Source organism: Vibrio bathopelagicus (genome assembly GCF_014879975.1).
GTDB lineage: Bacteria > Pseudomonadota > Gammaproteobacteria > Enterobacterales > Vibrionaceae > Vibrio > Vibrio bathopelagicus.
Genome location: NZ_CP062501.1, coordinates 1,974,019 through 2,000,207, shown reverse-complemented (window position 1 = coordinate 2,000,207; position 26,189 = coordinate 1,974,019). Strand labels below are relative to the sequence as shown.

The 26,189-nt window shown below is 45.2% G+C and carries 23 protein-coding genes; 3 read left to right on the top strand and 20 right to left on the bottom strand.

Going from position 1 to position 26,189, the window contains the following annotated elements:
* Positions 1 to 10: 10 nt before the first annotated feature.
* Positions 11 to 505, bottom strand: coding sequence for a hypothetical protein (locus IHV80_RS25060; RefSeq protein WP_192891454.1), 495 nt, complete (start codon positions 503 to 505; stop codon positions 11 to 13).
* Between the two features lie 240 nt (positions 506 to 745).
* Here IHV80_RS25060 and IHV80_RS25055 point away from each other — a divergent pair, with 240 nt between their 5' ends.
* Positions 746 to 3,106: a Lon protease family protein gene (locus tag IHV80_RS25055; protein ID WP_192891453.1), complete on the top strand. Its 2,361-nt coding sequence runs from the start codon at positions 746 to 748 to the stop codon at positions 3,104 to 3,106.
* A gap of 167 nt (positions 3,107 to 3,273) precedes the next feature.
* Here the strand turns inward: IHV80_RS25055 and IHV80_RS25050 are convergent, their stop codons facing one another.
* The gene (locus IHV80_RS25050) at positions 3,274 to 4,020 is read right to left on the bottom strand and encodes a flagellar brake protein (RefSeq protein ID WP_192891452.1); all 747 of its coding nucleotides are present in this window, start codon (positions 4,018 to 4,020) and stop codon (positions 3,274 to 3,276) included.
* Between the two features lie 273 nt (positions 4,021 to 4,293).
* Between IHV80_RS25050 and IHV80_RS25045 the strand changes: the two genes are divergently transcribed.
* Positions 4,294 to 4,578 (top strand): GNAT family N-acetyltransferase, encoded by a 285-nt coding sequence (locus tag IHV80_RS25045; RefSeq protein WP_192891451.1) that lies wholly within the window; start codon positions 4,294 to 4,296, stop codon positions 4,576 to 4,578.
* Positions 4,579 to 4,589: 11 nt separating this feature from the next.
* Entirely contained in the window at positions 4,590 to 5,708 is a 1,119-nt protein-coding gene (locus IHV80_RS25040; RefSeq protein ID WP_192891450.1) for a phosphotransferase, read from the top strand.
* Positions 5,709 to 5,785: 77 nt separating this feature from the next.
* Here the strand turns inward: IHV80_RS25040 and dsbD are convergent, their stop codons facing one another.
* The 18 genes from dsbD to IHV80_RS24950 form a co-directional block, all read right to left on the bottom strand.
* Entirely contained in the window at positions 5,786 to 7,573 is a 1,788-nt protein-coding gene (gene dsbD / locus IHV80_RS25035; protein WP_192891449.1) for a protein-disulfide reductase DsbD, read from the bottom strand.
* On the bottom strand, positions 7,570 to 8,529 hold the full coding sequence (locus IHV80_RS25030) for an FAD:protein FMN transferase (protein WP_192891448.1): 960 nt from the start codon (positions 8,527 to 8,529) through the stop codon (positions 7,570 to 7,572). The genes dsbD and IHV80_RS25030 overlap by 4 nt, the downstream gene beginning before the upstream one ends.
* A complete protein-coding gene (locus IHV80_RS25025) occupies positions 8,519 to 9,745 on the bottom strand; it encodes a DUF3570 domain-containing protein (RefSeq protein ID WP_192891447.1) in 1,227 nt (408 codons plus the stop codon). The genes IHV80_RS25030 and IHV80_RS25025 overlap by 11 nt, the downstream gene beginning before the upstream one ends.
* Before the next feature lie 39 nt (positions 9,746 to 9,784).
* The gene (locus IHV80_RS25020; RefSeq protein WP_192891446.1) at positions 9,785 to 10,285 is read right to left on the bottom strand and encodes a DUF4266 domain-containing protein; all 501 of its coding nucleotides are present in this window, start codon (positions 10,283 to 10,285) and stop codon (positions 9,785 to 9,787) included.
* Complete coding sequence (locus tag IHV80_RS25015) at positions 10,285 to 10,749, bottom strand: TlpA family protein disulfide reductase (RefSeq protein ID WP_192891445.1); 465 nt, start codon at positions 10,747 to 10,749, stop codon at positions 10,285 to 10,287. The genes IHV80_RS25020 and IHV80_RS25015 overlap by 1 nt, the downstream gene beginning before the upstream one ends.
* 89 nt (positions 10,750 to 10,838) lie before the next feature.
* Positions 10,839 to 12,059 (bottom strand): vWA domain-containing protein, encoded by a 1,221-nt coding sequence (locus IHV80_RS25010; RefSeq protein ID WP_192891444.1) that lies wholly within the window; start codon positions 12,057 to 12,059, stop codon positions 10,839 to 10,841.
* A complete protein-coding gene (gene tadF / locus IHV80_RS25005) occupies positions 12,052 to 12,612 on the bottom strand; it encodes a tight adherence pilus pseudopilin TadF (RefSeq protein WP_192891443.1) in 561 nt (186 codons plus the stop codon). The genes IHV80_RS25010 and tadF overlap by 8 nt, the downstream gene beginning before the upstream one ends.
* The gene (locus IHV80_RS25000; protein WP_192891442.1) at positions 12,599 to 13,048 is read right to left on the bottom strand and encodes a TadE/TadG family type IV pilus assembly protein; all 450 of its coding nucleotides are present in this window, start codon (positions 13,046 to 13,048) and stop codon (positions 12,599 to 12,601) included. Before IHV80_RS25000 ends, tadF begins: the two co-directional genes overlap by 14 nt.
* On the bottom strand, positions 13,048 to 13,788 hold the full coding sequence (locus IHV80_RS24995) for a tetratricopeptide repeat protein (RefSeq protein WP_192891441.1): 741 nt from the start codon (positions 13,786 to 13,788) through the stop codon (positions 13,048 to 13,050). Before IHV80_RS24995 ends, IHV80_RS25000 begins: the two co-directional genes overlap by 1 nt.
* Positions 13,785 to 14,636, bottom strand: coding sequence for a type II secretion system F family protein (locus IHV80_RS24990; protein ID WP_192891440.1), 852 nt, complete (start codon positions 14,634 to 14,636; stop codon positions 13,785 to 13,787). The genes IHV80_RS24995 and IHV80_RS24990 overlap by 4 nt, the downstream gene beginning before the upstream one ends.
* Positions 14,633 to 15,547, bottom strand: coding sequence for a type II secretion system F family protein (locus tag IHV80_RS24985; protein ID WP_192891439.1), 915 nt, complete (start codon positions 15,545 to 15,547; stop codon positions 14,633 to 14,635). The genes IHV80_RS24990 and IHV80_RS24985 overlap by 4 nt, the downstream gene beginning before the upstream one ends.
* Positions 15,544 to 16,890, bottom strand: coding sequence for a CpaF family protein (locus tag IHV80_RS24980; protein ID WP_192891438.1), 1,347 nt, complete (start codon positions 16,888 to 16,890; stop codon positions 15,544 to 15,546). Before IHV80_RS24980 ends, IHV80_RS24985 begins: the two co-directional genes overlap by 4 nt.
* Positions 16,890 to 18,050 carry a P-loop NTPase gene (locus tag IHV80_RS24975; protein ID WP_192891437.1) on the bottom strand — a complete coding sequence of 387 codons (1,161 nt, stop codon included), beginning with the start codon at positions 18,048 to 18,050 and terminating at the stop codon, positions 16,890 to 16,892. Before IHV80_RS24975 ends, IHV80_RS24980 begins: the two co-directional genes overlap by 1 nt.
* Positions 18,047 to 18,670 (bottom strand): CpaD family pilus assembly lipoprotein, encoded by a 624-nt coding sequence (locus IHV80_RS24970; RefSeq protein ID WP_192891436.1) that lies wholly within the window; start codon positions 18,668 to 18,670, stop codon positions 18,047 to 18,049. The genes IHV80_RS24975 and IHV80_RS24970 overlap by 4 nt, the downstream gene beginning before the upstream one ends.
* Before the next feature lie 7 nt (positions 18,671 to 18,677).
* Positions 18,678 to 20,072, bottom strand: a complete 1,395-nt coding sequence (locus tag IHV80_RS24965) for a type II and III secretion system protein family protein (RefSeq protein WP_192891435.1) — start codon at positions 20,070 to 20,072, stop codon at positions 18,678 to 18,680.
* Entirely contained in the window at positions 20,065 to 20,943 is an 879-nt protein-coding gene (gene cpaB / locus IHV80_RS24960; protein ID WP_192891434.1) for a Flp pilus assembly protein CpaB, read from the bottom strand. The genes IHV80_RS24965 and cpaB overlap by 8 nt, the downstream gene beginning before the upstream one ends.
* 30 nt (positions 20,944 to 20,973) lie before the next feature.
* Positions 20,974 to 21,153, bottom strand: a complete 180-nt coding sequence (locus IHV80_RS24955) for a Flp family type IVb pilin (RefSeq protein WP_192891433.1) — start codon at positions 21,151 to 21,153, stop codon at positions 20,974 to 20,976.
* 64 nt (positions 21,154 to 21,217) lie between these two features.
* Entirely contained in the window at positions 21,218 to 26,062 is a 4,845-nt protein-coding gene (locus tag IHV80_RS24950) for a DUF1566 domain-containing protein (RefSeq protein ID WP_192892223.1), read from the bottom strand.
* Positions 26,063 to 26,189 lie beyond the last annotated feature (127 nt).

Here is a 26,189-nt window from a genome sequence, read left to right as displayed (position 1 = left end):
TATATCCTTATCAATTTAAGACATTAGGTGAAGATTGAACTTCTGACGTTGTTTTAAGTTGCCCAAAATGGTGATGAGCACGTTGAATTTGTTCTAGTTCGAGCATCCAATGCGAGCTGCGCTGAGCGCTGCAAAAAGCGATCAAGTGATTGAGTAAATCTTCACTCTGCTTCTCCAGTAGAGAATAAGTACGTTGAATCAGCTCGGTGTTTTCTAGAGAGATAAATTGCATCAGAGCATAAGACTGATTCAATGTGTCGAAGGCTTGCTGTTGTAGCCCTAGGCGATTAAGAATTTCAGATTGAGCAACGCTCGCGTCTCTTAGTCCTGCCAATAGACAAGCAAATTGACAGGGTTTAATGTCGCTTTGGTATGCAGCGTCTTGGATGTGATGAGGAAGAGAAGATAAAACATCACCGTAAAGACGCTGTGCTTCTGGCCAATGGCCTTGTTCCATTAACTGCTCAGCTTTTAGATAGTGCATCCAGCATCGTTCAATTTCCATATCCACATCCTCAATTTATAATATCCGAAAATGTTAATGATATTTATTATCAATTGCAAATTAAAATCATTTACATGTTAAGTTGGTATTTAAAATAGTCCTTTATTCGTAAAATGGGCTCAAATTGTGTGTTATTTGTTCGGTTGAACAGCTGTGCAGCGTAAGTCACTAAATTTATAGGAAATTACATCTACACTGATTTTATCTACACCCAAGTAATAAAGGACTAAGGAGGCGGCGATGGCGATTCAAAGACTCAATACAGAACAGCTGTATCAGGTAGCAGAGCTAGAGAAGCTACCATGTAAGTCGACCAAAGAACTGGCTCCAATTGACGAGATCGTCGGACAAGAACGGGCACAGAAAGCCGTTGAGTTCGCGATGTCAATTAAGGAAAAGGGTTACAACATTTACGCGATAGGGCGCAATGGTCTAGGCAAACGAACCATGATCTTGCGTTATCTCAACCGTCACCCTCAAGAAGTCGAAGAGCTTTTTGATTGGTGTTACATCGCGAATTTTGAAGACATTCGTACACCTAAAGTGCTCAAGTTACCGAGCGGTGTCGGCAGCAATTTAAAGCAAGATATCGAAAAATTGATGCGTAAATTGCTAAAAGGTATGCCTCTTGCGTTTGATAACGAGATGTACTTTAGCCGTGCAGACAGGCTTAAAAACCAGCTGGCAGCCAAACAGCAAGCTGCGCTAGAAAACATAAGCCAAGAAGCGAAAGATAAGGGTATTAACCTGACGATTACCACTCAGGGCGATTACCAGTTTGTTGCAATGAACGGCGAGGAGCTTCATACCGAAGAGAGCTTCGATTTGCTTTCGCCGGAAGAACAAGATCAGTTCGATAAAACTATTGATGGATTGGAAGTGGGGTTACGAACTATTTCTCGTGAGCTGACTGAACTTGAAGAAACGTACACAGAGAAAATTCAAAAGCTGAATGATGATACAGCAAGGGACGTAATTACCCACTTTATCAAGCAGTTGAAGCAAGATTACAACCAATATCCAGAGATCAAAAAGTACCTCACGGCACTGCGTAAGGACATTGTCGAAAACGCTGATATTTTCTTAGAAGAGAGCACTGAGCAAGCTGAAATTGCGACGGCTTCTCTGGATAAGAAAATGCCACGTCGTTACAAAGTTAACGTAATCGTCAGCCAAAAAGAGCAGTCTCTTCCGATTGTAGTCGAAGAGAATCCGAACTATCACTCTCTGTTTGGTTATGTAGAAACGGCGACATTTAAAGGCACCGTATTTACCGATTTCTCATTGATTCGTGCGGGCAGCTTACACCGAGCAAATGGTGGTGTATTGTTGATGGATGCGGTGAAAGTGTTAGAGCAACCGTATGTATGGGAAGGGCTTAAACGTGCGTTACGTTCACGTCAATTGAGCTTTGCTTCATTAGAAAAAGAGGTGACCCTAACGGGCGCAGTATCGCTTGATCCTGAACCGATTCCACTGGATGTGAAAATTATTCTGTTTGGGGATTATCGTACTTACCAACTGTTGCAGCACTACGATGCCGAGTTTGGTGAATTGTTCCGTGTAACGGCTGACTTTGAAGATGAGATGAAACGTACCGCGGATTCTGAGATGCATTACGCACGTTTCATTTCGAGCATCGTGCATGACAACAACATGCTGCATTGTGATCGAAAAGCGATAGCTCGCATTATTGAGCACAGCTCTCGTCAGGCGGGTGATCAAGGGAAGTTGTCTTTGCACTCTGCACACACAGCGAACCTGCTCCGGGAATCTAACTATGTTGCGAGAGGGGCGAAGTCGAATCTGATTCGTTCTACACACGTAGACCAAGCATTGTCTAACCAGCAAATGCGTGTGAGTCGATTACAAGACAGTGTAATGGAGACGTTTACTAACGGGACGACCTTGATACACGTTGATGGTCAGGCTGTCGGACAGGTGAATGCTTTATCTGTGTTAAGCACAACCGATCATATGTTTGGCGCGCCAAACCGAATTACTGCCACTACAGCCTATGGCGATGGTGAGGTGATTGATATCGAAAGAAACGTAGATCTTGGTGGCAGTATTCACTCGAAAGGGGTGATGATCTTGTCTGCTTATCTTTCTTCTGTGTTTGGTAAGACAGCCAAAGTTCCGCTCACCACTAACATCACCTTTGAGCAATCGTATGGTGGCGTCGATGGTGACAGTGCAAGTATGGCGGAGTTCTGTGCGGTAGTTTCAGCCTTTTCGAAGCAGCCAAATCGTCAAGACATTGCGATTACTGGTTCGATGAACCAGTTTGGTGAGTCTCAGCCAATTGGTGGTGTGAATGAGAAAATTGAAGGTTTCTTTGATGTGTGTGAAATCAAAGGCCGTTCAAACGAGCAAGGGGTGATTATCCCGCGTTCGAATGTTCACAACCTGATGTTACGCAGTGATATCGTCAAAGCGGTTGAAAAGGGTGAGTTCAACATCTGGGCGATCGACCATGTGACAGAAGCGATTGAGCTGTTCACGGGCAAAGCCGCAGGTGAAGCCAGTGACGAGGGAAGCTACCCAATCGATACTATTTTTGGTATCGCGCAGGCCAAGCTCAACGCCCTTCGTAAATAGCGGGTTGCGCTACCTAAATCAGCGAGAAAAATAACCGTTAACTTGTTCTAGGTAAAACAAAATAGCCATCGATATATTATCGATGGCTATTTTTGTTTGGGTTCTTTTAATCTTTAGCGACTTATAGCTGTATCTACCTAGAGCGATGTTTAAAGCAGGGCTGACACTTAGGCATTACGTAAACGAAGCTTGGTACCATCGAACTTAAGTTTACCCAATAGATTCTTAGCATTGGCACGGCCGATATCGTCAAACTCTACACCGTAGCGTGCGTAGTGTGTCGATTTCTGCAAGTTACACACTGTGCCTCGTAGCGGAGGAATAAATGGGCCGTTGTAATTTCCAGGCGTGATCTCGATAGACACTCTATCGGCAATCTGAATAGGTCGTGACGTTGGCGATGTGACAAAGCGACAACCACTTTTAGATAGGTCTCGGATCTCACAATTCATTCGCTGATCATTGAAGATGATTCTGGACTCTAAATTGACTTCATAACGGGTTTCTTTACGAAGTTGAGTCACTTGCATTGTACTTGGTGTCGATAACACCAAAATTGGGAAAGGTTCACCAATATTATGATGAATTTGACATTTAAAGTGAATAAGCGCGCCCTCTCCTCTTAACGAGTAAGCTCTAACCGTCATCCAAAACCCTTCCTGAAAGAAAAAGCGTAGGTCATCGCTTGAAATCTCAGGGACTTCAACCAAGATACAGTTCTCACTGTGTGTGCCGATAAACTTCGTAGTCGCTAGAAATTTAGTGCCAACCGGAGTCGAGACGTTTAACGTCAGTTCACTACCGTGTTCAATCATGGCCAACGCATCGGTACTATTAATCGTGGAAATAGTGCGATTTCGAGGGTCTTGAAGTGCCTGATTATGCTCCAAAGGCTTCTTCAGTGGTGCGTTCATTATGTTTCTCCATGCGCCAACATGCGTCTGTTAGTTATTTGGTAACTTGCTAACAAGGTGTTATTACGTGCTAGGTTTAACAGGAGTACTTTATATTAATTTATAGAGTGAGTTTTCTATTTTCTAGTTTTATATAAAATAGTTAACTCTAAATTATTGACTGTATTTGTAAGTACTTAGTTTTATTTATATGCACTTTCGTTAGTCTATTACAAGGAACTAATACTTCAAACTTTTATTGTTTGGTGTACCAATTATTTGCAGGAGTTGAGAATGAAGGCCATAAAATGGGATCAACAAGCTAGCCAGATTACGGTTGAGCTAGAACCAAATCAGTTCGCTGTTGTTAAATATCAGAAGGATGGGGACGTCCTACATATTACTTCGACTCGGATTCCTGATGAACTACAAGGTAAAGGGTTTGGTAAGGTGATGATGGAGTCGGTCTTACCTGAAATTGAACAGGCTGGCTTAAAGATTGTTCCTGTTTGCAGCTACGTAGTGCATTACATGAATAGGCAGCCACAGTGGTCACATCTTCTCTCTGATAAAGCTTAGCAACGAGTAATATGTCTCAATCAATATCGCCAAAAAACCTTGTTCAACCTGAACTCTATCAAAAAATTGCAACCTCACTTGGCTGTCACCAGGGGTTTGATGTTCAAGTGATTCAACGCTTGTGGGGCGGATATGGCGAGTTAGTTCGCTTGGTCTTTGCTAAAGATAATAGTGCCTCGATGAACAATGCCTCAGTAAACAGTGTCATCGTCAAACATGTCGCATTGCCAGATAAAGCTGAACACCCCAAAGGCTGGAACACTAAATTATCTCATCAACGAAAGGTGCACTCTTACCAAGTGGAAACGGCTTGGTATCAATCGTTCACTCAACAGTGGGATGAGCGTTGTCCTGTGCCTGTTGGGCTGCAATGTGAGTTACAAGAGAACGAGTGGCTGATTGTGATGCAAAACCTTGCTGATATCGGCTTTCCTCTCACTTCTCAATTTGATGTGCTCGCCGTTTGTGATGAATTGGCTACTAAAGATACTCAGCTTGAACCAGTACTTGGTTACACTGCCGTCGAGGTTGAACAACGCGATGCCTGCCTAAAGTGGCTTGCTAATTTTCATGCGAAGCATATCCATATCGACCAAGATCAGTCTGCATCATTATGGAAAATAGGTACTTACTGGCATTTAGAAACACGTCCTGATGAGTTAAACGCGTTGGCCGACTTACCATTGAAGAATCAAGCGCCACACATCGATCGTTTACTCAGAGAGTGTCCGTATCCAACTTTGGTGCATGGTGACGCCAAGCTAGCTAATTTCTGTTTTGATTCGGCAAGCCAAAACGCAGCAGCTGTCGACTTCCAATATGTCGGTCATGGTTGTGCGATGAAAGACGTAGCTCTGTTTATGAGCAGCGCGGTTAGGCCGCAAGATTGCGAAGAGCTTGAATCAGAAATATTAGAGGCTTATTTTCGATACTTGAAAGAGGCACTCACATACTATCAATCACAACTTTCTTTTGATGATGTTGAAGCCACATGGCGACCAATGTTTTACGTGGCATGGGCCGACTTCCAACGATTTGTAAAAGGCTGGAGCCCAGAACACTGGAAGATCAATGCGTATACTGAGCGGCTAACTCAAATGGTTATTGAACAGTTGGAAAGTTCAGAATAGGCGGTCTGAATCGGCAGGCTTAATAATAAATCGCCCAATCAATGATTGGGCGATTTGGGCTTTATCGATGGTTTACTTTAGTTTGTGCGACTATCCGGTTGTACGCTGCTTGCGTAAGCAAGCTGATTAGCAAGCTTAAGTTTGCTATTAAAACCGTCTTTATCAATATCTCCCATCACTCGCGCAGGCTCTAGCTCTCCGCTTGTGGGTGAGTAAAAGAAAATCGCAGGTGGGCCAAACACATTTTTATCGTTGAGCCACGCCATTTGCTCTGGAGAGCTTTCTGTCACATCAAGCTTTATGGTTTTCCACTCTTTAAGCTTTTGACTCACTTGTTGGTCATTAAACACATTAGTTTCAATCACTTTACAAGAGATACACCAATCCGCGTAAAGGTCGACGAGCACTTTTTGGTCGGTATTTGCAGCGGCTTGTAACTTCTGCTCTAACTGAGCAATCGAATCGGTTTTTTCAAAGGGAGTAGCCGCAATAGGTTGAGCTGATTTTCTGTTTGCAAGCGGATTCAGAGGGTCGGTATTACCTAAGAAAAATCCGACAAACAAAATTAAACCGTAACTCAGTGGCAGTAAAGCAGAAAACTTACGAGTACGAGCCCAACCCGGTTGCGCGGCTTCCAAAGCACCGAAATGTACACCAGAACCGATGGCGAGCAGCGCCCATAAGATCATAATGATCGATGGAGCGACAAAGCGGCTTAATAGCACGATAGCAACAGCCAATAGCAGTACGCCAAACACTTGCTTGACCGATACCATCCACGCGCCACTTCTTAGCAACAGACGCCCGCCACTTGCCCCGATCGCGATAAGCGGTACTCCCATACCAAGCGCCATAACAAACAGAGTCGCTCCGCCAAACATCCAATCTTGAGTGGTTGAAACGTACAGCAACGCACCAGCCAATGGAGCGCTGACACAAGGTGATACCACCAAGGCTGAGATTGCGCCCATAGCAAAGACACTGGCGATCTTGCCGCCGCCAAGTTTGTCTGAACCACTGTTGAGTTTTTGCTGAAGGGCGGAAGGTAGTTGGAGTTCATAGAATCCGAACATTGCCAACGCAAGCAGAACAAAAACTGCCGCAAAGCTACTTAACAACCAAGGCTGTTGCATCGCGGCTTGAAGGTTAATCCCTTTTGCCAAGGTCGTTACTAATATCCCTGTCATCGCATAGCTGGTGGCCATACCCAGAACGTAAGAACTTGAGAGTGCCGTGCCTTTTTTCCCTGTCATCTCTTTTTCACCACCAATGATGCTGGCTAGAATTGGAATCATCGGTAGTACACATGGCGTCAGAGACAAGCCTAGGCCGAGTAAGAAGAATACAAGGAGAGCTTGTAACTTGCCCGCTTGAGATAGGAATGAAGATAAGCCATTAGTGTCTTCACTGATCTCGCCTAAGGTTTGATATAGCGAACTTGATGAGCTATCAGCTATCAAGATTTCCAGTTTAGGCAAATCTAGCTCTAACTTTTGTGGGAGGTAGCAAAGCCCTTTGTCTGCGCAGCCTTGGTAACGCACGGTGAGTTTGCCACTTCCAGTGTAAGGTACTGTAACGGTGAGCGGCTTGTGAAACACAACAACATTACCAAAGTTAGGATCCTGTTTTTCTTCACCTGGCTGCGAGTATTGAGGCTCTAGCGTCGATAATGACGACTCTTCTTTAAATGAGAATCGAGATTGGTACAGATAGTAACCAGGATGAGTATCAAAATTGATGATCGCACCTTGGTCTGTGGCTTCCCATGTGACAGGGAAGGCTTCTTCAACGGGAAGAAACTCACTTTCTTGAGCATGCAAAAAGCTGCTAAACAATAAGATTAACGTGAATAGGTAGCTTTTCATGAATGCAAAAACTCCGTGTTTTGGTGAATGTGTAATTGATCGTCGATGTAGATAACAGCACTATCTTCGGGCACTGAAATGCTTGGGTTCAGTGTCAGTGATGTACTGAGCACGCCCGCTTCCAATGTGGAAGAAGCAATCGCGGTAACCGATAGAATCTTCTTCTCAACATCTTGCTTCGACAAAATATGAGAGGTGGTTTTATCACCAAATTGCATTTGACGTTCGCTATGAGCCGAAGTTGTGAGCGCAGCGTTGGTTAAGGGAACCGCAAAAAATGGCGTTTTGTTGTCTCTTGGGTCCAATACCGCAATGTTAAATGCCGAGCCATCCGGCTTGTTGCCTAGCGCATAGATATCTCCGCCAAAGTTCACCAACATTGAGGTTGCACCACGTTGCTTGCCTATCTCTACTGCTTGGTCGACGGCGTACTCTTTGATGACGCCGCCAAAGTCGAAACGAGTACGTGAATCAGGGACGTGTAGCTGTGTTCTTTGTAGACCGACAGCCCTTTGTAGATCGACGGTCCCTTTTAGATCCATTGTTCCTTTCAATTCCCATGCTTGCTTACCCAGAGCAGAAGACAGCGCTTGGAAGGCGTGACTGTGCGACATCTTCGGTTTTTGTTTTAAAAGATGTTTGATGCTTCCGACCGTAGTATCAAAGGTATCGAACGTCAGTTGACTTAATCGGTCGAGATGTCGGAATACTTCGGCAGATTCAGGGTCGAGTTCGACATCACATGACGTTCGTTGATTAATGCATTGTGTTAGCCACGAATCGTCGCAGTAGAAGTTATATTTGTCTTCTAAACGGCGAGTGTTTTGCTCTATCTCATCGGCGATTTCTTTTGTACTTGCCTCTGGAAAGTTCGCTAAATCAATCGACAGGATTTGCACTTCACAAGGTACTGTCATCGCATGAAAACGATGCACAAAGAGCTGGTTAGAACTCATAGGTTGCTCCAACCGCCCACCATTGAGCTTCAAAACCGTTGCTCTGTTCGTAATACGCCGCAAGCGCATTCAAACGTAATTTCTTGTGTACCTTAATACTCGCACCCAGCTCATAAGCATTGGCGGTGAAGTTACCTAAGCGCAGGTCTGAAGTTGCGTAGCCTGATGAAGCAAATGAAGGATCGGCACTACTTGGGTCGCGATAGAAATCAGCTGCATCTTGCGTGTACCAGAAATAGCCCGGTGCTAATGTTAGCCATTCGCTCACACGCCAAGATAGTTTTCCACCTATCTGATGAGACATTACGCCCCAATCATCCATAAACCATTTGTATCTTGGTCGGATTTTTAGGCTATCGGACAATGAGTAAAAGGCTTGGATATTAATACCGCCAGAGAGTCGCGTATCCGGTCGAGAATCTTGCCCCAAGAACACTTCATCATCATCGATTTTACCGTCGTCATTGATATCGACTTCACGCAGAACCGTTAAATAGTGATTGCTCAAATAGCCACTGCGGTAACCAGTGTAAGCAGTAAAAATGCTGTATAGATTGGGCGTGAAGGTTTGTGATAAACCAGCTTCTAAACTACCAGTAAAAATATCTTCCCAACTCTGGCTGTTTGATGAAGCCAATGAGTATTTGCCGAACGCTTGAGTCTGATCGAAAAGGGCAGAGCCACCTAGACTGTAAGAGCGGTTTTTAGTGCTATCGGCATAGACCAAACCTTTGGCGTTAATGCCAAGGCTTTCATAATCTTCTTCTTGAGATGCGTTGCCACCTAAGGTCCATTCGTTACGTAACGTGTCACGATAGGTCGCGCTCAAGCTGATCGATTTTCTGGTGTCTTCTAGACCAACCTTCTGGATTTCATAACCGCTGCGATGAGGATCGTAGCCAGCACGAATCACTTCGTTGGTTTTGTTTTGCGCTTGCTGAGTTTTTAGGGCGCGATTGATCTGATCGGCATTCGAAGCTGGAGGTGTCGTTGGTCCCCACGCTGGTGAGGCACCGGAAACACTGTCGTAGCTTATCTCTGCGTTGAGTGTCCAATCTAAGCCGATACTTTTCTCAATCGAAACCATGGTGTCATTGGCTGATACTCTGTCATCGTATTCCTCATAGCTAAGGTAATGAACAGAGATATGGTCTTCAGCTAATGCCACGTTAGCCACTGCCGCTGCACTTAGCAGCGTAATTGGGATTCTTTTCATTTTGTTCTTATATTATTGATTTATAGATGTATTGTTTGTTTAGTTACAGCCGCAACCGCCGCCACCAACACCACTGCCGCCTACAGAACCTTGTTTGTAAGCGAAGACTTTTTCAGAGAACACGTCGAACTCAGGTACAGGACCGCCGGGTTTCATTTCTTTTTGAGCCAATGTGCCTTTTTCCCAAGGCTTTACAGGTTCAATACCAAGAAACTCATCAACGAAAGCCAGAGCAGAAGGTTTGTTGTTCACTACGGGCTCTTTCTCTTCGATGACCAGTTGCTTTGCCTTAGGTTTAACCATTTCAATATTTCGTCTGGTTGCGTGCTTTGCTTCTTGGTTTGAATATGAGCCGTTACTTGAATAAACGGTGCTGGAAATGATTTCTTCTTCGATGATAGAACCATCACTTTTTCCACTGGTGTCACTGATTTTCTGCTCAACGGGCTTTTTGCCCAGACCACTGAGGTCAAGTTCAAGAGTCGCATTCGCCGTCATTGGAATCGTGAGTAGTCCAAGAAGGGTGGCTTTGATTAGCATTACAGTTGAACTCCCATTTTGGTGAGGTCATCAGTAATCACGTCACTAATGTGGTTAATGGCACCAAAACGAATCTTGATAACCTTGCCTTGGTAGATGTAGTAAAGTGCAGGCATGCCGATCGGCTTGAATTCGGCGATTAACGCTTGGTCAGGGTCGTTAATAACTGGGAATTCCAGTCCAAGTTGTTTTTGAAACTCAAGGCCCACTTCTACATCTTCATCGACGTCAACACCTTTAAAAGTGACACCAGTACCTTTTAGTTCCGTGTAGAGCAGATTGACCTCAGGTAACTCTTCTCGACAAGACACACACCACTCTGCAAAGAAATCGACAATGGTGAGTTCATCTTTGTTGAGTTGAAGTTTGTTGATGACGTCTGGCGATAACGAATCGCCTTCTTGATAAGCCAATGCTGGCAAAGAAAGGCACAACGCAAATAACGCTAAGGCTCGTGTAAACATGTTGTTCTCCATATTGTTTTTAACTATTTGTTTTTCAATAGTTGTTTTTAATTCAGTGTTTCTAGCTAAGTGCTTCTAATTAAGCGCGTCTAATTAAGTGATTTGGTGAGTTTGATTGTTGCCGAGTATTCAACGGCCAAAATGTCGGAAAAATATTTGTTAAGTTGGGTGGTGTTAGTGGCGCTAAAGACGCGAGACTGACTTCCTGCACAGCGCTCGAATTGAGCGATTCGAGATGAACTGACGTCATAGCCGATGAAGTTCATTTCGATCCCATATTGATTGATTGCGGTTGTGCAAAACCCAGCGTTAACCAGTTGGTCAAACGTATCTCCTTCGTCGTTGCCATCGGTAAAAAGCACTAGCTTTCTTCTGGTCTCGGGTAGTGTGCTGACGTTTATGCCCCACGCTTGTTGCCAGCTTGGGATGAGTTGTCTGACTCCCCACAACAACCCGTGAAAAGAGCGAGTACCGCCGTTCGCCGTTAGGCTGTTTATCGAGTTTTGGACGCGAGAAAATACATTGGTCAACGGCAGCATTGGCGAGTTTTGGTTACAGTCAAGTAACCAGTCGTTGGGCTTAGCAAACTTCACAGGGCGTTCTGAGTGCAGCGTGGCGAGGTTGTCGACCGTCAGTGACGCAGAGAAATTACCATTGCGATAGCTCAGCCCATCGATACAGTAGATACCGGCTGCTTCTTTAGCTAACCAAGGTGGGCGCTGCGCTGCGACTCCAGAGTCGAAGGGAACGATTGAAATGCTTACAGAATCTAAATCGTTAGCGTTCTTACTCTGAGATTGAATCGTATTCAAAGCGTTGGATAAAATGGATTTCAATGACTGGATGTTTGAACCCATCGATCCAGACACATCAAGTACCAATACCAGCTCTGTTGGAATCGAAGAGTGCTTGCTTTCAACCACACCTTTATAACCTCCACCTGTTGCCGTTACCTTGTTTGCATAGCTCTCATATTTAAAGTTGGGCAGTATCGGTGACAATGAATAACCTAGGCTAATACGGCAGCTTGAGCCTTGTTTTTCTGGTGTTAAGCTACTCACCCCTTTTAGGGTTGGCTTATAGTACTCTTGGTAAGCCCGCATCATTGGGAGTGTGGCTGTGTCAGCAAAAGCACACGCTAATGCGGCCGAATCGGCGGCTTGCGCAGCTCGGTTTGAAACCATCACTTGTGCTGAGATCATTAGGGTACCAACGGCGATAAAAAGCGCGGGAAACAGTAACGCCAAGAATGAAATGGTCATGGAGCCTTGTTGATGACGGACTAGGCCTCTGAACATTGATTTAACCATAGTGCTTACCTACCACCGCTGATGAACTTGAGAGTGTTTTAGGAAGCTCGAGTCGCTTGTAATCAAACGGTGTATTTACACATAAAGTTAGTTGAATCAAGGTGGACGGTTGTCCATCTAATGCAGGGTCACCACTACCTTCTACGATAAGTGCCTTTAGTCGCTCGATAGGTGTGTCATTTTTACAGTTGAGCCCGGCATAGATGTGCTTGTATTCCCAGTTCGAAGCGGTGGTATCAAATACACGGCTTTCAAGTACCAGCCCAATATTGCTGCGCTTAATGTCTTGCGGAAGATAACGCTCGGCGAGATCGAGAAGTTGATCCTTTAACGTATTAGGTAATCCGTTTGGACCTTGTTCTGGTTTTAGTTGCGTCAGGGATACGGCATTCACTAGGTTATATGTCACGTTGTCGAGTTGAGTTTGTAGGTTGAATAGGCGATAGACAGCAACAAGCCCCCACAAAATGATCATGAGTGCGAGTACAACGAAGGGGAATTCAATCGCTGCTGAACCCGCTTGTTTTTTTCGAGGTGTTTTATTTGTTGTCATAACTAACCAATACCTTTCTTTTCAAGGTTGTCATGTTGCCGATAGACTCAGAAAACTGAGTTGATAGATTAGGTAATAAGGCAAATGAAAATGAGTAAGACACCTTGTACTCGCCTAACACTGCTCTGCTTTTGGATACCGGTTTCTCATTAACTAAATCTGAGAAGTTTTCGGCGTATAGCGGCGATGGATCCAAGACGAGCTTGCTCTTATCTATCAGTGGGAACTTTGCGATAGTCTCGGCAAAAGCTTGGTCTGAAATAGGACTAATCGGCCGTGTCTTGGCCTCACGAACACCCGCATTAACGGCTACATCAAAGATGATGTTGACCAACAGCAGGCGGCAGATCTCAAAGAAACCGATGATCAGTATCAGGAACGGTACCACCAACATTGCAAATTCGACGGTCTGCGCACCTTTTTGACGTGAGAGCATCACTGTTCTCCTTGCTCTGTTTTAGCAGCAAGCTCTTGGTAATACAGACTATTGTTGGCGAACTCAGGTTGAGATAGATGTGCACGAGCGATACTTTTCGCTGAATCACTGTCTCCCGAAAGTGCGTAAGCCAGTGCTAGATTGAGTTGCAGCTTTACACTCGCTTCACCTCGGACAAAGATCGGGTGCAGAATTCGGATCCCTTGCTCTGGTTTGCCATCGAGTATCCAGGCCATGGCTAAGTTGTTGCGGTACTCATTACTGGATGGCATCAAACTAAGGGCATGTGAGTAAGATTCACGCGCTTTTGAATACCGCTTATTGAGCGAGTAACTCACGCCTAGACTGTTTTGAGCAACATCATCAGTTGCGACTAATCTGACAGACTCTTCGAGAGCTGTTGTTGCTTGTTCAAGCTCTCCGAGCGCTAACCAAGCACGGCCAAGCTCTCTGTATATCGCACTCGATTGATTAAGCTCGATCCCACGCTTTAGGTAATGAAGAGCTTCATCATAACGACTTGCTTGATTCGCAGCGGCCCCCATTAGCAATAGCAGCTGCGGGTCATCGGGCTTCGATGTCAGCATTTTTCGATAGAGCTCCATGGCACTTTCTGGCTTGCCATTCATTAGCGCAACCTCTGCGACTTTCATGTCTTCAGAGGTCTCTTTTTCGACGCTATTGGTCGATTGACAGCCGACCAACACCAGCGATAAATAAAAGAGAACGATCTTGTTCATAAGCTTCCCAAGGTTTGTTTAAGGGCCAACATGATGGGTGCAACAACAATGATGACGAAAGGGATCATGATGAGTATCACCAAAGGGAATGACATCTTTGCAGGTATTTTTCCTACCCACTCTTCAAGCTCTAGGAAGTGATATTGGCGACTATCAGAAGCAATCAGCTTTAACGCTTCAGCGAGAGGCGTACCGTATTGAAGTGCTTGATTCATGGTGGTCACAATATTGTTGATGTCAGGAAGTTGAACTCGTTTGTCTAGGTTTGAAAGTGCCGTTTGTGGCGAATCGAGAACGGAAATCTCAGTTGCAGTGAGTAGCCATTCGCGTGCCAAAGCTGGAGAGATGGCACGCATCTCTTCGCCAACACAACGAAATACTGCTTCAAGCGTTAGGCCAGACGCGACGCAGACCACCATCAGGTCGACGGCATCAGGAATAACCCGACTAATCTGCATTCGAACTTGGTTCACACGCCAATCTAGAATGCGATCGAATAGGATGCCGATCACAATGGCGATTGCTATGCATTCGGCTACCGAGTTCAAGCTAAGTATTTGGATTCGAGTGGCGTACCAAGTAATGGCACCCATGACCATAGCCAGTAGTCTTAAGCCAAGAAAATAAATCTCTGCATTAGGATTTAACCACCCAATTAAGATCAATTTCTGGCGTCGTGGTTTTGCACCTTGGAAGCGCCATTTACTTGAAGTGGCGATGTACTTAGAGGAGTAGCTCGATACGCGAGTCAGTCGCTCAGCCACGACATCTCGTTTAAAGGAAGACAAGTGCGCGATTACTGTGAGCAGCAGTGCACAACCCATCAGAAGTAATGCTACGTACATCATGATGAGAACCTCTTGTTACGAGTCAGAGCGTTCAAGATCAGAGTGCCCAAGCAGATGCTACATACGGCATAAGTGAGGACACCTTGTCCTGACTCTGTATTGATTAAGCGATCTATCATCGTTGGTTCCATTACTGCGATAGTCGCTAGTAAACCAATCGGTAGTAAAGATAAAAACAGGGCAGTCATGCGAGGCTCCGAGGTTAAGCTCTTAACCTTTTTTCTCATGGCTCGGTTGTCATGCATGGTTCTGCTCAAGCTTTGAAGAATGTCGCGCAGTTGGCCACCATTCGATTGATTCAGGATCAACGCGACCGAGAAGTAGCGGAAACTGCTGTAAGGAAGGCGAACGCATGCATCATCGAGGCTTTGGCGTAGGCTTAAACCGAGCGCTAAATTATCGCGAATATAAGAGAATTCACGTCCTAATAGCCCTGGTTGGGTTTCTGAAACTTGTTCAATGGCTTGTGGAACCGAGAGCCCGGCGGCCACAGCCCTAGAAATCAAGCCAAGTACATTGATGATGCCTTGTTCGAACTCTTCTATCTGTATCTTTCGGCGGTACATCACCAAGGCACATGTGCATGTAAACCAAAGACCAGAAGCGGCGAGTAATTGATGAAGCATAGAAAATTGCGGGAACAGCATGTGACCTGATACCGGAAAACCGATGGCTGTTAAGGCAATAAAATACTTATCCCAGACTGGCAGCAACGCATTAATCCGCATGCACAAAGCATGCAGCTTGTTGGTGCGTTGGTGGTTGGCTTTTTTGATTGAGATGTCCGCTGCAATCGCTCGCTGCCCCCCACTTACTAACAGCAGGCGCTTATTCACGATGGCTTGTTTTGAGTTAAGCTTGATCAGACAAATCGCAACAAACAAAACGAAAATAGTGAGAACTAGGATCATCCGACTTCAAGCTCCATTGCCACTCTTAGTTGAGCATCTAGCTGGTGGTATTTGGCCTTTTCATTGAAGCTTGGCACGCACTTAGCGCTCTTATATTCGCCAATCAGGTTGCCTTGTTGATCTTCCGATAAAGGCTTGAATGTGAACAGATCTTGAGTGACGTATTGTTCTCCTTCTAACCCTTGCACCTCGGTGATTGAAACAATGCGTCGTTTGCCATCACGCATTCTTTCGACTTGTATAACGACATCGATGGTGTCTGCAATTTGACGACGTAATGAGAACAGAGGCAGTGTCGCTTGGCTCATCATCAACATGTTTTCCATACGAACTAGTGCGTCAGTCGCCGAGTTTGCGTGCAATGTACACAGTGAACCATCATGGCCTGTGTTCATGGCTTGCATCATTTCAAACGCTTCATTGCCACGAACTTCGCCTAAAATGATGCGATCTGGTCGCATACGTAGAGCATTTCGTACCAACTCTCGCTGGGTAATTGGCGTTAAGCCTTCGGCATTGGCTGGGCGAGTTTCTGCTCTTACAACATGAGGTTGTTGTAGACGCAGTTCCGCGGTGTCTTCAATGGTAATGATGCGTTCTTGAGGCGAAATGCTAAAAGACATCGCATTGAGAAGTGTGGTTTTACCTGCACCAGTGCCTCCTGCAACAAGCACATTAAGGCGTGAGCGAACAATAATATCGATAAGTTTAACCATCGATTTCGACATTGCGCCAAACTGCGCCAACTGGCTAAGCGTCAGCTTATTCTCGTTGAACTTTCGGATTGAAATGTAGGTGCCATCAAGCGCTAGCGGTGGGATCATCACGTTGACTCGGCTACCGTCATCCAATCGAGCATCGACTAATGGATTGGACTCATCGATTCTTCGCCCAACCTTGCTGACGATGCGTCGCGCTAGGTTGAGAAGTTGTTCTTCATTTCGAAATTGAACTGCCGTTTTTTGCAATTTTCCTGAGCGTTCTACGTAGACTTCACGGTACCCATTGACCATGATGTCGGTAATGCCTTGGTCTTCAATTAAGGGCTGTAGTGGACCTAAACCTAGAAACTCATTGAGCAGTTGTTCCACCGAATGAGCGACATCTTTGTGACCAAGCGGTAACTGCTTAGAGATCACGATATCAGCTACCATTTCGGCAATTCTAGCTTCAAGATCGGAAGCACTTAAGCTCACAACAACCGAAGGGTCGATCGCCTTGATGACCTCTTCATGAATTACATGATAATGCTCACGAACTGAAGGTGTTGATGTTAGGGCTTCATGCGATCGAACTCTATTCGCTTCAATTGGATCAATGACTTGTGTGTTGTGACCAAACATTATGCGCCTCGCTTCCAAAAACGGCGGCTGCCTTGTTGCGGCTCACCAGTAACTAGCTCAAGTAGAGAGTTAAACGCGATCTTCACTTTTCTATTGCCTTTATGGGCTGGCTGTCCAAGCGATGACTTGCTCAAGAAATGGTTAGGCAAAAACGGAATGACGACGTCTACGGATGTACCGAGTGATTTCTCCACATCATTGACCGAAATAAGGGATGCGGAGTCGGACTTACAATGGTTCAACACCACAATAGTTTGTGAAGCCGTTTGGTTTTGAAGTCGTTTGATTATCTGACCTGCATTGCGAATGGAGCTGAGTGTAGGTTCCACCACAATGATGCGGATATCGGCACTTTTTAACGCTTCAAAGCCAACCTGGTCGCGTAAGGAATAGGTCGGGATGTCGATCAGTAAGTAGTCTGAACTTTGCAGGCAGAATTTTGTAAACTGATCAAATGCACTCTTTTGTGGCCAAAAGGGTGTGGTGTCTAAAGGTAGATAACCGGTAAAGAGCGTGTGCTCGGATGACACACTGATTCCGCTGCGCTCGAACACGAGGGGGTCTAATCTTTCAGGGTATTGTAAAAGCTCTACCAAAGCCGTGTTACCTTCGACATTGAGTAGCAAATCCAAATCACCCATCGAAAAATCGAGGTCCATACAGGTTACTCGTTTATCGAGTTCGGCAAGCTGCTGTGATAACGTCGCGATAATGGTGCTGCTTCCTGAGCCACCTTTTGCACTGACAATGGAAACGATTTTTTCATTTCGTTTTTCGTTGTTGAGTTGCAAAGCAGCAAAAGAGACGTGTTCAAGATCTTGTGGTGTCACTGGGTTGACTAGGTAGTCACTGGCACCGGATGCGAGCATTCCACGGTAAGCAAAAATTTCAGTTGAATGACCAATCGCGATAACTTGGCACCCAGTACGTTGTATTAAACGCTGCACAACCTGTTTCGACTCTGGCAATTCGCTATTCAGTACATCGAGGAAGATGGTTTTAACATCATTCTTAAGTACCTGTCTCACCACGTCATCTTCTTGATTCGAAGAGGTCGTGATGTTGTTGATACCGAAATCATTCAGTGTGTATGTAAGCGCTAGTGTATCGAGTTGCTCCGATGCCGCGATGAGTACCGTTAAATTATGTACTTGATTCATTGCGAACCTCCTAGCGTGGTATTCGAAGAACCAGAGTTTGTCTGTTGGTTTTGTGCTGGTGGTGCAAAGTAATTGTCGATGCTAGACACCGCTTTTTGTCCTTGTGCACTGTCGATGGGTTGACCAACAATCAGGTCTTTTGGATTTGCGACCATTTGCGCAAGTGCGCTGGCATTCGCACAGCCAAAATTGCGCTGAGTACGATAAGCGTTGAGCGTGGTTCTTGGTGTTTTACCCGCGTCACATGCCGTTACTTTGGCACGATAAGATTCAACAAAAATCGTGAGTGCACCTTGACCTTGTACCGATGGATTCGATACTGAAATTTGAGAAGGGTAAAGCCCTGACTCGATGAGGTGAAGCCTGACTTTTTCGCTTTGGCTTGCTCCTTTCGGTGTCGTATTTTCGATCTTGACCATTAAGTTGGACAGCGTTCCTCGACGAGCAATAAAGTCAGAGATGTCAGCTTTCTCTTGAGCCGACATCGTTTTGCCCGACAATGTTAAAGTTAGTTTGTTTGTCACGGACACCACATCCACAGAAGGTTGTTGGGTTGTAGGCGTTGGCGCGCAACCCGCAAGCGCAATGAGAGCGGGCAGTAATAAGGATAATTTGTTCATGATGTCCTCAGTAGTAGAACCCGTTGTCACCCAGTAAGCGAGGCTTCTGGTTGTCGGTATAAGTCGCTTGATTATGTGATGCTTTTTGTTGATTTCTTGGCCATGCAAGTAAACGTTCAACATCGCTCAACGGGATTAAGCCATCGGTTGGAAGTGGCATTGAATCCGAACGAGTCGGTTGCACCAGGTACGCGGTTACTATGATGATCAGTTCGGTTTCTCTACGAGTGAATTCAGTCGAGCGGAATAGGCTACCGAGGACAGGTATTTCACCGATAAGAGGTACTTTTTGTAGCTGTTCGATGTCTTCCGATTTTAATAACCCGCCTAAAGCAAAGCTCTGCCCACTGGCCAATTCAATGGTGGTAGAGGCGCTACGAGTGGTAAAAGAAGGGAAGTTAGTTCCGTGTATCACTTGTTGGCTTTCGATTGAGACGTTACTGACTTCTGGGTTCACCTTTAAACTAATGCGGTTTTGGCTGAGCACGGTCGGCGTGAAATTCAGTTTCACACCGAAATCCTTGTATTCAATCTGAGTGGTGTCAGCCGTAATCAGTGGTAGCGGTACTTGCCCACCAACAAGAAACTCAGCGTCTTCACCTGACATCGCCGTCAAGTTAGGTTCAGCAAGTACAGACATCATGCCGTTAGTCGCTAGCGCATCAATTAGAGCGGTAATACTCGGTTTGCCCCAGCTACTGACGTTAGGCAGCTTTGAAAATGAAAATTGCCCTACACCACCAGCGATCGAACCCCATTTTATCCCCAATTTGTTGGATACATTTCTCGATACTTCAGCGATTTTTACACGAATGTTGACCTGATTTGGCATGGTGACAACCAACTGATTGATCAGCTCATCATCATTGGGTTGAGTTTGTTGATTTTGATTGGCTGAATTGCTGTTGCTATTGTTGCCCTCTGAACCTGAGTTCTCTTGTTGTTGGGTAGAACCCACGATAGGGGATAGGTAGCCTTTCGCTAGCGACACGATGTTGTGTGCCATCATTGGAGAAGGAACGCGTCCTTTAAGCCATAATTTTCCGCCAAGAGATTCCGCGTTTACTGAGGCTTCAGGGAATTTATTTTTGACCAGTTCATTGAACTCGCGGCTGTTGTGCGTCACGCGAATTTTATTGGTATAAATCACGCGCTCTTGCTCATTCAAAACGGTGATCGTAGCGCTGCCAGCTCGCTTACCAAATATCATCACCTTAGTATTGGTTAAGGTTTGGTAATCAGCGATATGGGTGCTAGAGATGAAAATGGATTTCGCTTTTTCTGGTAAGCGAATCATTCTTGCCTCATTGATCGTGACATCAAATGTTGATGCTGCAGATGCAAAAGAGACACATAGGCTTGAAAGCAGGAGAACACCCCACCAACGACAGATATTAGCCATTGTTATCAGCTCCAGTATTAGTTTTAACAGTTTTATTGTCGGCTCTAAATTCCACTAAACCTACGTCAGGTAGCACTTGAGTTGTATCTGGAGAAATGACTTTCAGCGTCACTGCATTTGCGTGTTGAGGTTGATCTTGAGTCTCGTTTTGCCCGCGCAATACAAGCGTTAACTTTCCTAACTGTTTCGCAAGTACCACTTGGTTTGCTTGCTCGGGTGTCACTTCTAAAGAGACACTGCTGTCTTCAGGAATACCATTTTCGAAACCAGTAGATTCCCGAGCCTTTTGATAAGACTCTGCCGTTTGCTTGTTGTTGAATGCCAAGACTCTTGCATCATGCACTATCGTTGTAACGTACAATCCTTGAGATGAGTTTCCATAACGTAGCAGCTCACCATCTTGTGAGCCGAGTAGGAGAATATCCACTCGATCGCCCGGCTCAATAAAGCCTGAGTTTGACGTGACTTGATCGACAGGAACCGAAATCGCGCGATAGCCCGGTTGCAACTTCAATGAGAGTGAGTAGCCCCCTTTAGGTTCTGTAATGTCAGCCTTCGATAACACGGAGTCTTTGACTAACTTGGTGCGTGCTAGCCCTGACATCGTGTGGTCGGCTGAAATATCTTTAGGTGTCACGTAGTCGATGTAATTTTCCAACTCTTCCAATGGAATAGTTTTCCATCGAAACGAGTTTGGAGTGTAGGTTTGGCCTATCTCGATAGTGCGAGTTGGAACCAGCACTTTGATAGTTTGCTCTGTAGCCGATACAGAGGTGCTCGCAGACTCGTTATTGGTTTGACTCAACAGTAATACGGATAATCCGAGCACCGAGCAAAATAACGACAGCAACATGAGTCGCTTGGCAGTCATAACTATTCCTTTAATTTACGGTAAACGGACTTATTCTGACTTTTGAGCGTCTTCGAGCTGTTCGACGACAGTCTGGTACGCGCCAGTAATGGCTTCGGTTAGATCGCCATTCTTGCCACCTACAAAATTGAGTAAAACCACTGACATTGCTGCTGCGAGAATTGCGTACTCGATAGCGGCCGCGCCGCGCTGCTTTTTCTTGTTAAACATGTTTTTGTTTCCTTGATGAAAACAGCCTCAGCTGAGGCTGCTGTGGTAATAAGTAACAGTGTCGTTAGTCTGCAATTAATCGATATAGATAAGCTGACGAATAGCTCGTTGTAGATACTTCATTCTCCGCCATCGTCGTCATATTTAATCCTTTGAAGCGGCCATAAGGTGCTGCGTCACTGGTGATGTAGTAGTGGTAACTGCCGCCGGTAGCGTTGTTGAACTCAAATACTTCGTTGTTAAGTGGCAATAAGCTATAGAGTTCAGCTTTTGTCGGGTAACGCCAATTGGCTTTGCCACAAATACTCTTGGTATTTTGTGCGGTGATAAGAGGAGCAATATCTACGTATTTCTTGAAACGGCTACTATCACCTCGAGAGAAGAGTTGCCAAACCAAGTTGCTGTCTGTGTCTTGAGCACACACTGCATTTTGTCGATTGGTTACCACCGTCCCTTGCGCATTTAGATACTGATAATTAGCAGACTTTTCTCTGAATAATCGAGCTAAGACGACTTTGTCTTCAGAACCATCGGTACGAGCTTTAGTTAGGGTTTGGCTACTTTCCTTAGTGTCGTAACTCGTGATGTATTGTTGATCACCGCTTGCTGCACTAGACCAGTAATAAAACGTGGTTCCACCATCAAAGTAAGACTTGTCGTACTCTGGCTTTAGTCCCAAGTAATTTGGAAATACGTCTGTATCCAAGGTCATTTTTGAATTTGAACCTTCGACAGCTTTGGTGTTAATCGACAGCAACTGCGCTAAGTGCGGAACTTCCCAGTCACTAAAACCACACAGCTTATTGTTATTAGCGTTAGCGAGTAATTCGTTGCTGCCTAGTATGCTGGCGTATCCGGCCGATGAAGCATCATAAGCAAGATCGTCTGCCCCATGCGGTAGTCCATCTTTAAGTAGTGCCCATACTCGACGTTTTCCTGAAATTTGCGTGTCTTCAACGCAGCGCCAACCTTGTTGATAGGTCGTGTCATTTGGTAGGTAGTTTCCTAGTTCATCCAACTTGGCGAAGCGGTTACTTACCATTGCGTTGGCTTGAGAAACACTAAATCCATTGTCTGCCGCTTGTTTTAGTCCATCTTTTGCTAACACTTTAGACTGAGCGAGATCGTGGAGTGTGGCTGTTGTGTTCATCTCTTTGATAAATGTTTGATATAGAGCCATGAGCGAATCAAACTCAGAGCCAATTCCGTTGGTCGCGGTATTCAGCTGAGTAATGAAGTCAGCGACTTGCGCATATTGGCTCTCTAATACGGCAATGGCATTGTAGAGATCCAAACTTGCCTGATGCAGTTCTGAAGCCAATGAAGCTGAGCCTATCGCACTTGTGGCATCGGTTAGCATCACCGAGCTTTTCTGGGTGAAAGCCATTTTCTGAGCAAACTTAGCGCCTTCTACTAGTACATTTAACCCGTTCGAGTTTTGCTGTAGTTTCGCAGCTTTTTCTTTGTAAGCTTTTACTTTGGTAACGAACTCAAGGCTCTCTGCATCAGTGCGGCTTTGAGCAACAGAGACTTGAAACTCGTAAATGGTGAGCTTCGTGGTCACTGTATTCAATTCGTCGAGCCATGGCTTAGTAAAGGCCGCCAGTTCAACAGCTTTTGCTTGCGCTTGCGTTTCTAAGGCGGTGTAGCTTTGCGCTTTTTTCTGATTGTTCGTTAACCATGTTGTTAGGTAAGCCTCGGCCCCTTTTACAATTGAGTTTTGTGTATTGAGTAGGGTGTCAACAGATGTTGTTGAAGCATCAATGTCACTTACCAGCTGAGGCCCTGATGGCAATTGCCATTTAGCGTATGCGTATTTACTGTAATACTGCTCAACAGATTCTTGACCTTTGTTTATAGTGACAGCGGCGCCATTCTTATCCGCTAATATATTTTGTGCTTGATTCGATATTAAGTAGCTTCTTAGGTTTGATGGCAGTGTCGCAGGGTCTCGCTGTGATAGCGTGATCACTTCATTGGTGTCTGGAAGCGTCCAACCTGCGATACCACAATCATCTACCTTTGTGATCTTATCGAATACAGTATCGATTTCTGAAGAGAATCGTTCCGCCCAAAACGTCGGTTCCCCTTGTCCTTTATCATCGTATTCAGCAATGCAATTTAGGGAGTAGGTATTCCATGAGCCACCGTAACTAAAATCAGCGGCCTGCGAACGGTTTTTCATCGGTACAAATTTTAATGCCGTGAAGCGGCTATTAGCCGTTGTAGCCCAAAGGGTGTCACTGATTGAGTTCGATACACCTTGTTTCGCATTCTTTTTTAATCGGACACCGACATTAGCTTTGTCGTATGCTTCAGGGCCAATAAATTGAGGTCTCGAAACGACAGGGTGCCAAGTGAGGCCTTTATCATTGGTGAACTCATAGTATTCGGCTTGATCAAAACGAACCGATTGCCCCTCAACATTGGCGGTTAAGTAAGCCCACTGAAGTCCATTCGTGTTGACTGGGTTGCTGCCTGTGAAAGTATTCACAATCTCAGGTGAGGTTGGAGCTGGTATTTCAAACACCTTGGTAAAGGCTTTTGTTGTTGGCGTGGCCGTACCATGAGGCATACCATTGGTAAGGTTTTTACCCACTCGTAACTGCACTTCAGCGATGTTCTTGTCTACATTGCCAATAGCAATAGGCTTGGTGGTCACTCTTGTCCAAGTTGAACCGGAATCAAGCGTTACTTCGAAGTGCTCGGGTTGAGTGAATTCGCCAAAGTATGCCCAATCGAGCGTGTTGTCTGTGTCGTTAACCACTAAACCTGTTGGAGCATTTGGCGCTGATGGGCGAACGGTAAACGGAATATTGTTGGTAAGCTCTGAACCGCTAGGGCGGCCAGTAACCGGATCTCGTTTAACTCGTACTTGGATTGAATCGACGGCGTAAGCTTGGTCGTTTAGCTGATATGGCTTTGTGGTAACGACTGTCCAGCCTGTGTTGAGCGCATTGATCTCGTAATCCGTTGCTTCTGAAAAACCGCCTACAAACGTCCAATCAAATGTGTCTAACCCATCGTGAGATATTGGTGATGTAGGTGCTACAGGCTTATCAGGAGTAACTGAGTAAAGCTTGTCTGAACATAGCGCTTCACCAGGATCATGTTGAGGATCAGATTCTGCTTTGACTCTCACACAGATTTGGCCCTTGGAAAAAGCCTCATCTGGGATAGTTTGTGGATTGCTAGTTGCAGGGCTAAAAGTAATGCCTCTGTCTAAAGAGTATTCGTAGTAGTCACTGCCCGTAAATCCTTCAACGTCTGTCCATGCGAACGAGTTTTCAGCGTCATCGACAATTGGCATGGTTGGCGATACAGGCTGGCTTTCTGAGCGAGTGAATGCAGAGCTAATGACCAATGGAACGCCTGCAGGGCGTGCATCCAATGCATTTGACTTAACGCGAACCGAAATCGAGTTCGCAGGAAGTGAAACATTGCCAACGAGATAAGGCAGTGTGGTCACGTCTTTCCAACCGCTACCTAGATTAATTTCGTAGAAAGACGGAGCGTTGTATCCGTTAACCCAAAGCCAATTGATTTGATTAGTGCTGTCATCAGCAAATTCCAGTACTGGCTGCGTTGGTTGTACTGGGGTTACCGTCATCGATGTTTCTGAAGCTGCACTTAAACCGGTTGGGTGACCTAGAGAATCATCTTTAGCAACACGAACTTTTAGGTGTCCAAGAGGAATATCGAGATCTCGGATGTTCTGTGGTTTTTCAGTCGCTTTTGTCCAACTCGAACCGTTATCTAATGAGTATTCATAAAGGTCTAGCTCATTAAACGAGTCGATAAATGCCCAGTCAAACTGATTGAGTGCGTTATTCACTGTAACCCAGGCTGGTGCCGCAGGAACTGTGGTCAGGGTGAATGCTTTATCTGAAAGAATCGGTTTGCCTGCTGGCGTATTACGAGCGCTAGATGCGGCCACTCGAACTTGAACGACTCCTTTTTCGAACGCCTGTTTTCCAACAACAATCGGTTTACGAATCACGGTTGCCCAAGTTTTACCGGAATCTAATGAATACTCGTAGTCTGTGTTTTGGTTGAAGCCACGCACAAACTGCCAATTGAAGGTGTCTGATGCATCATTGACTTGACCATGTTTGGGAGCGGGAGGCTTAGCGATGATTTCATTACCATCGACATCTTCTTGGGAGACCTTAAGTTGATCTCGGTATTCCTTACCAAGTTGCTTCAATGCACTGTCGGTTCCAGATGCTCCATGAGAGAGTAAATCTGTCTTGGCTTTAAATTCTGCCAAATCAAGTTCGGCCAATTTATACATTGCACCTTTACGAGCATTTACTTGGTCAACACCTGCGTCCACAGAGGCTATTTGTGCTTCTTGAAGTACGCGAGTAACGCCGCGCGCAAACATATGTACTTCGCGACTTTTAGCTGAGCTAGAGGCGGAGTAATCACCAATAGCCAGTTGTTTGTCGATTCCTAAGTCATTGGCAACAAGCTGGGATGCTGCATCAAAACTGATACCACTGGTTCTCGACACACTGGCAATCAAAGAGGTCACTGGGCTAATTACATCCGAATTGTTACTCGGCACTTCTAGCGTAAAGCCGGATTCAATGGGCTGATTTGGTGAATCCATATCGATGGTGACGCCTGCAACCGCTTCGACCAATATTGGGTATTGAGTAGCGTCATTGTCGACGTCTAGCTGAAATCGTCCTTCGGCGTCTGTGGTGGCAATTTCTCCATCAGCAGAGTCGCACATAGCATTGCTATTTTTGTCTAAACAAACCTTCGCATTGTGCAAATAACCATCCAAAGCTATGCCTGAAACATTCTGAGAATTTGGCTGGGTTTGTGACTGTTTAAGCTTAGGGTCTGACTCTGCTCCACCACAAGCAATTAGCAGTGTGGAAACGAGTGAAACACTCATTAACTTGTATGGATTTCTTACCACCTGAACTCCAAATAATTTATAAATTACCCATAAGAAAGGCAGAGAATATTAATTTAAATGATAGTAATTATCAATATCATTTGATCTTTTATTTCGTTAAGTG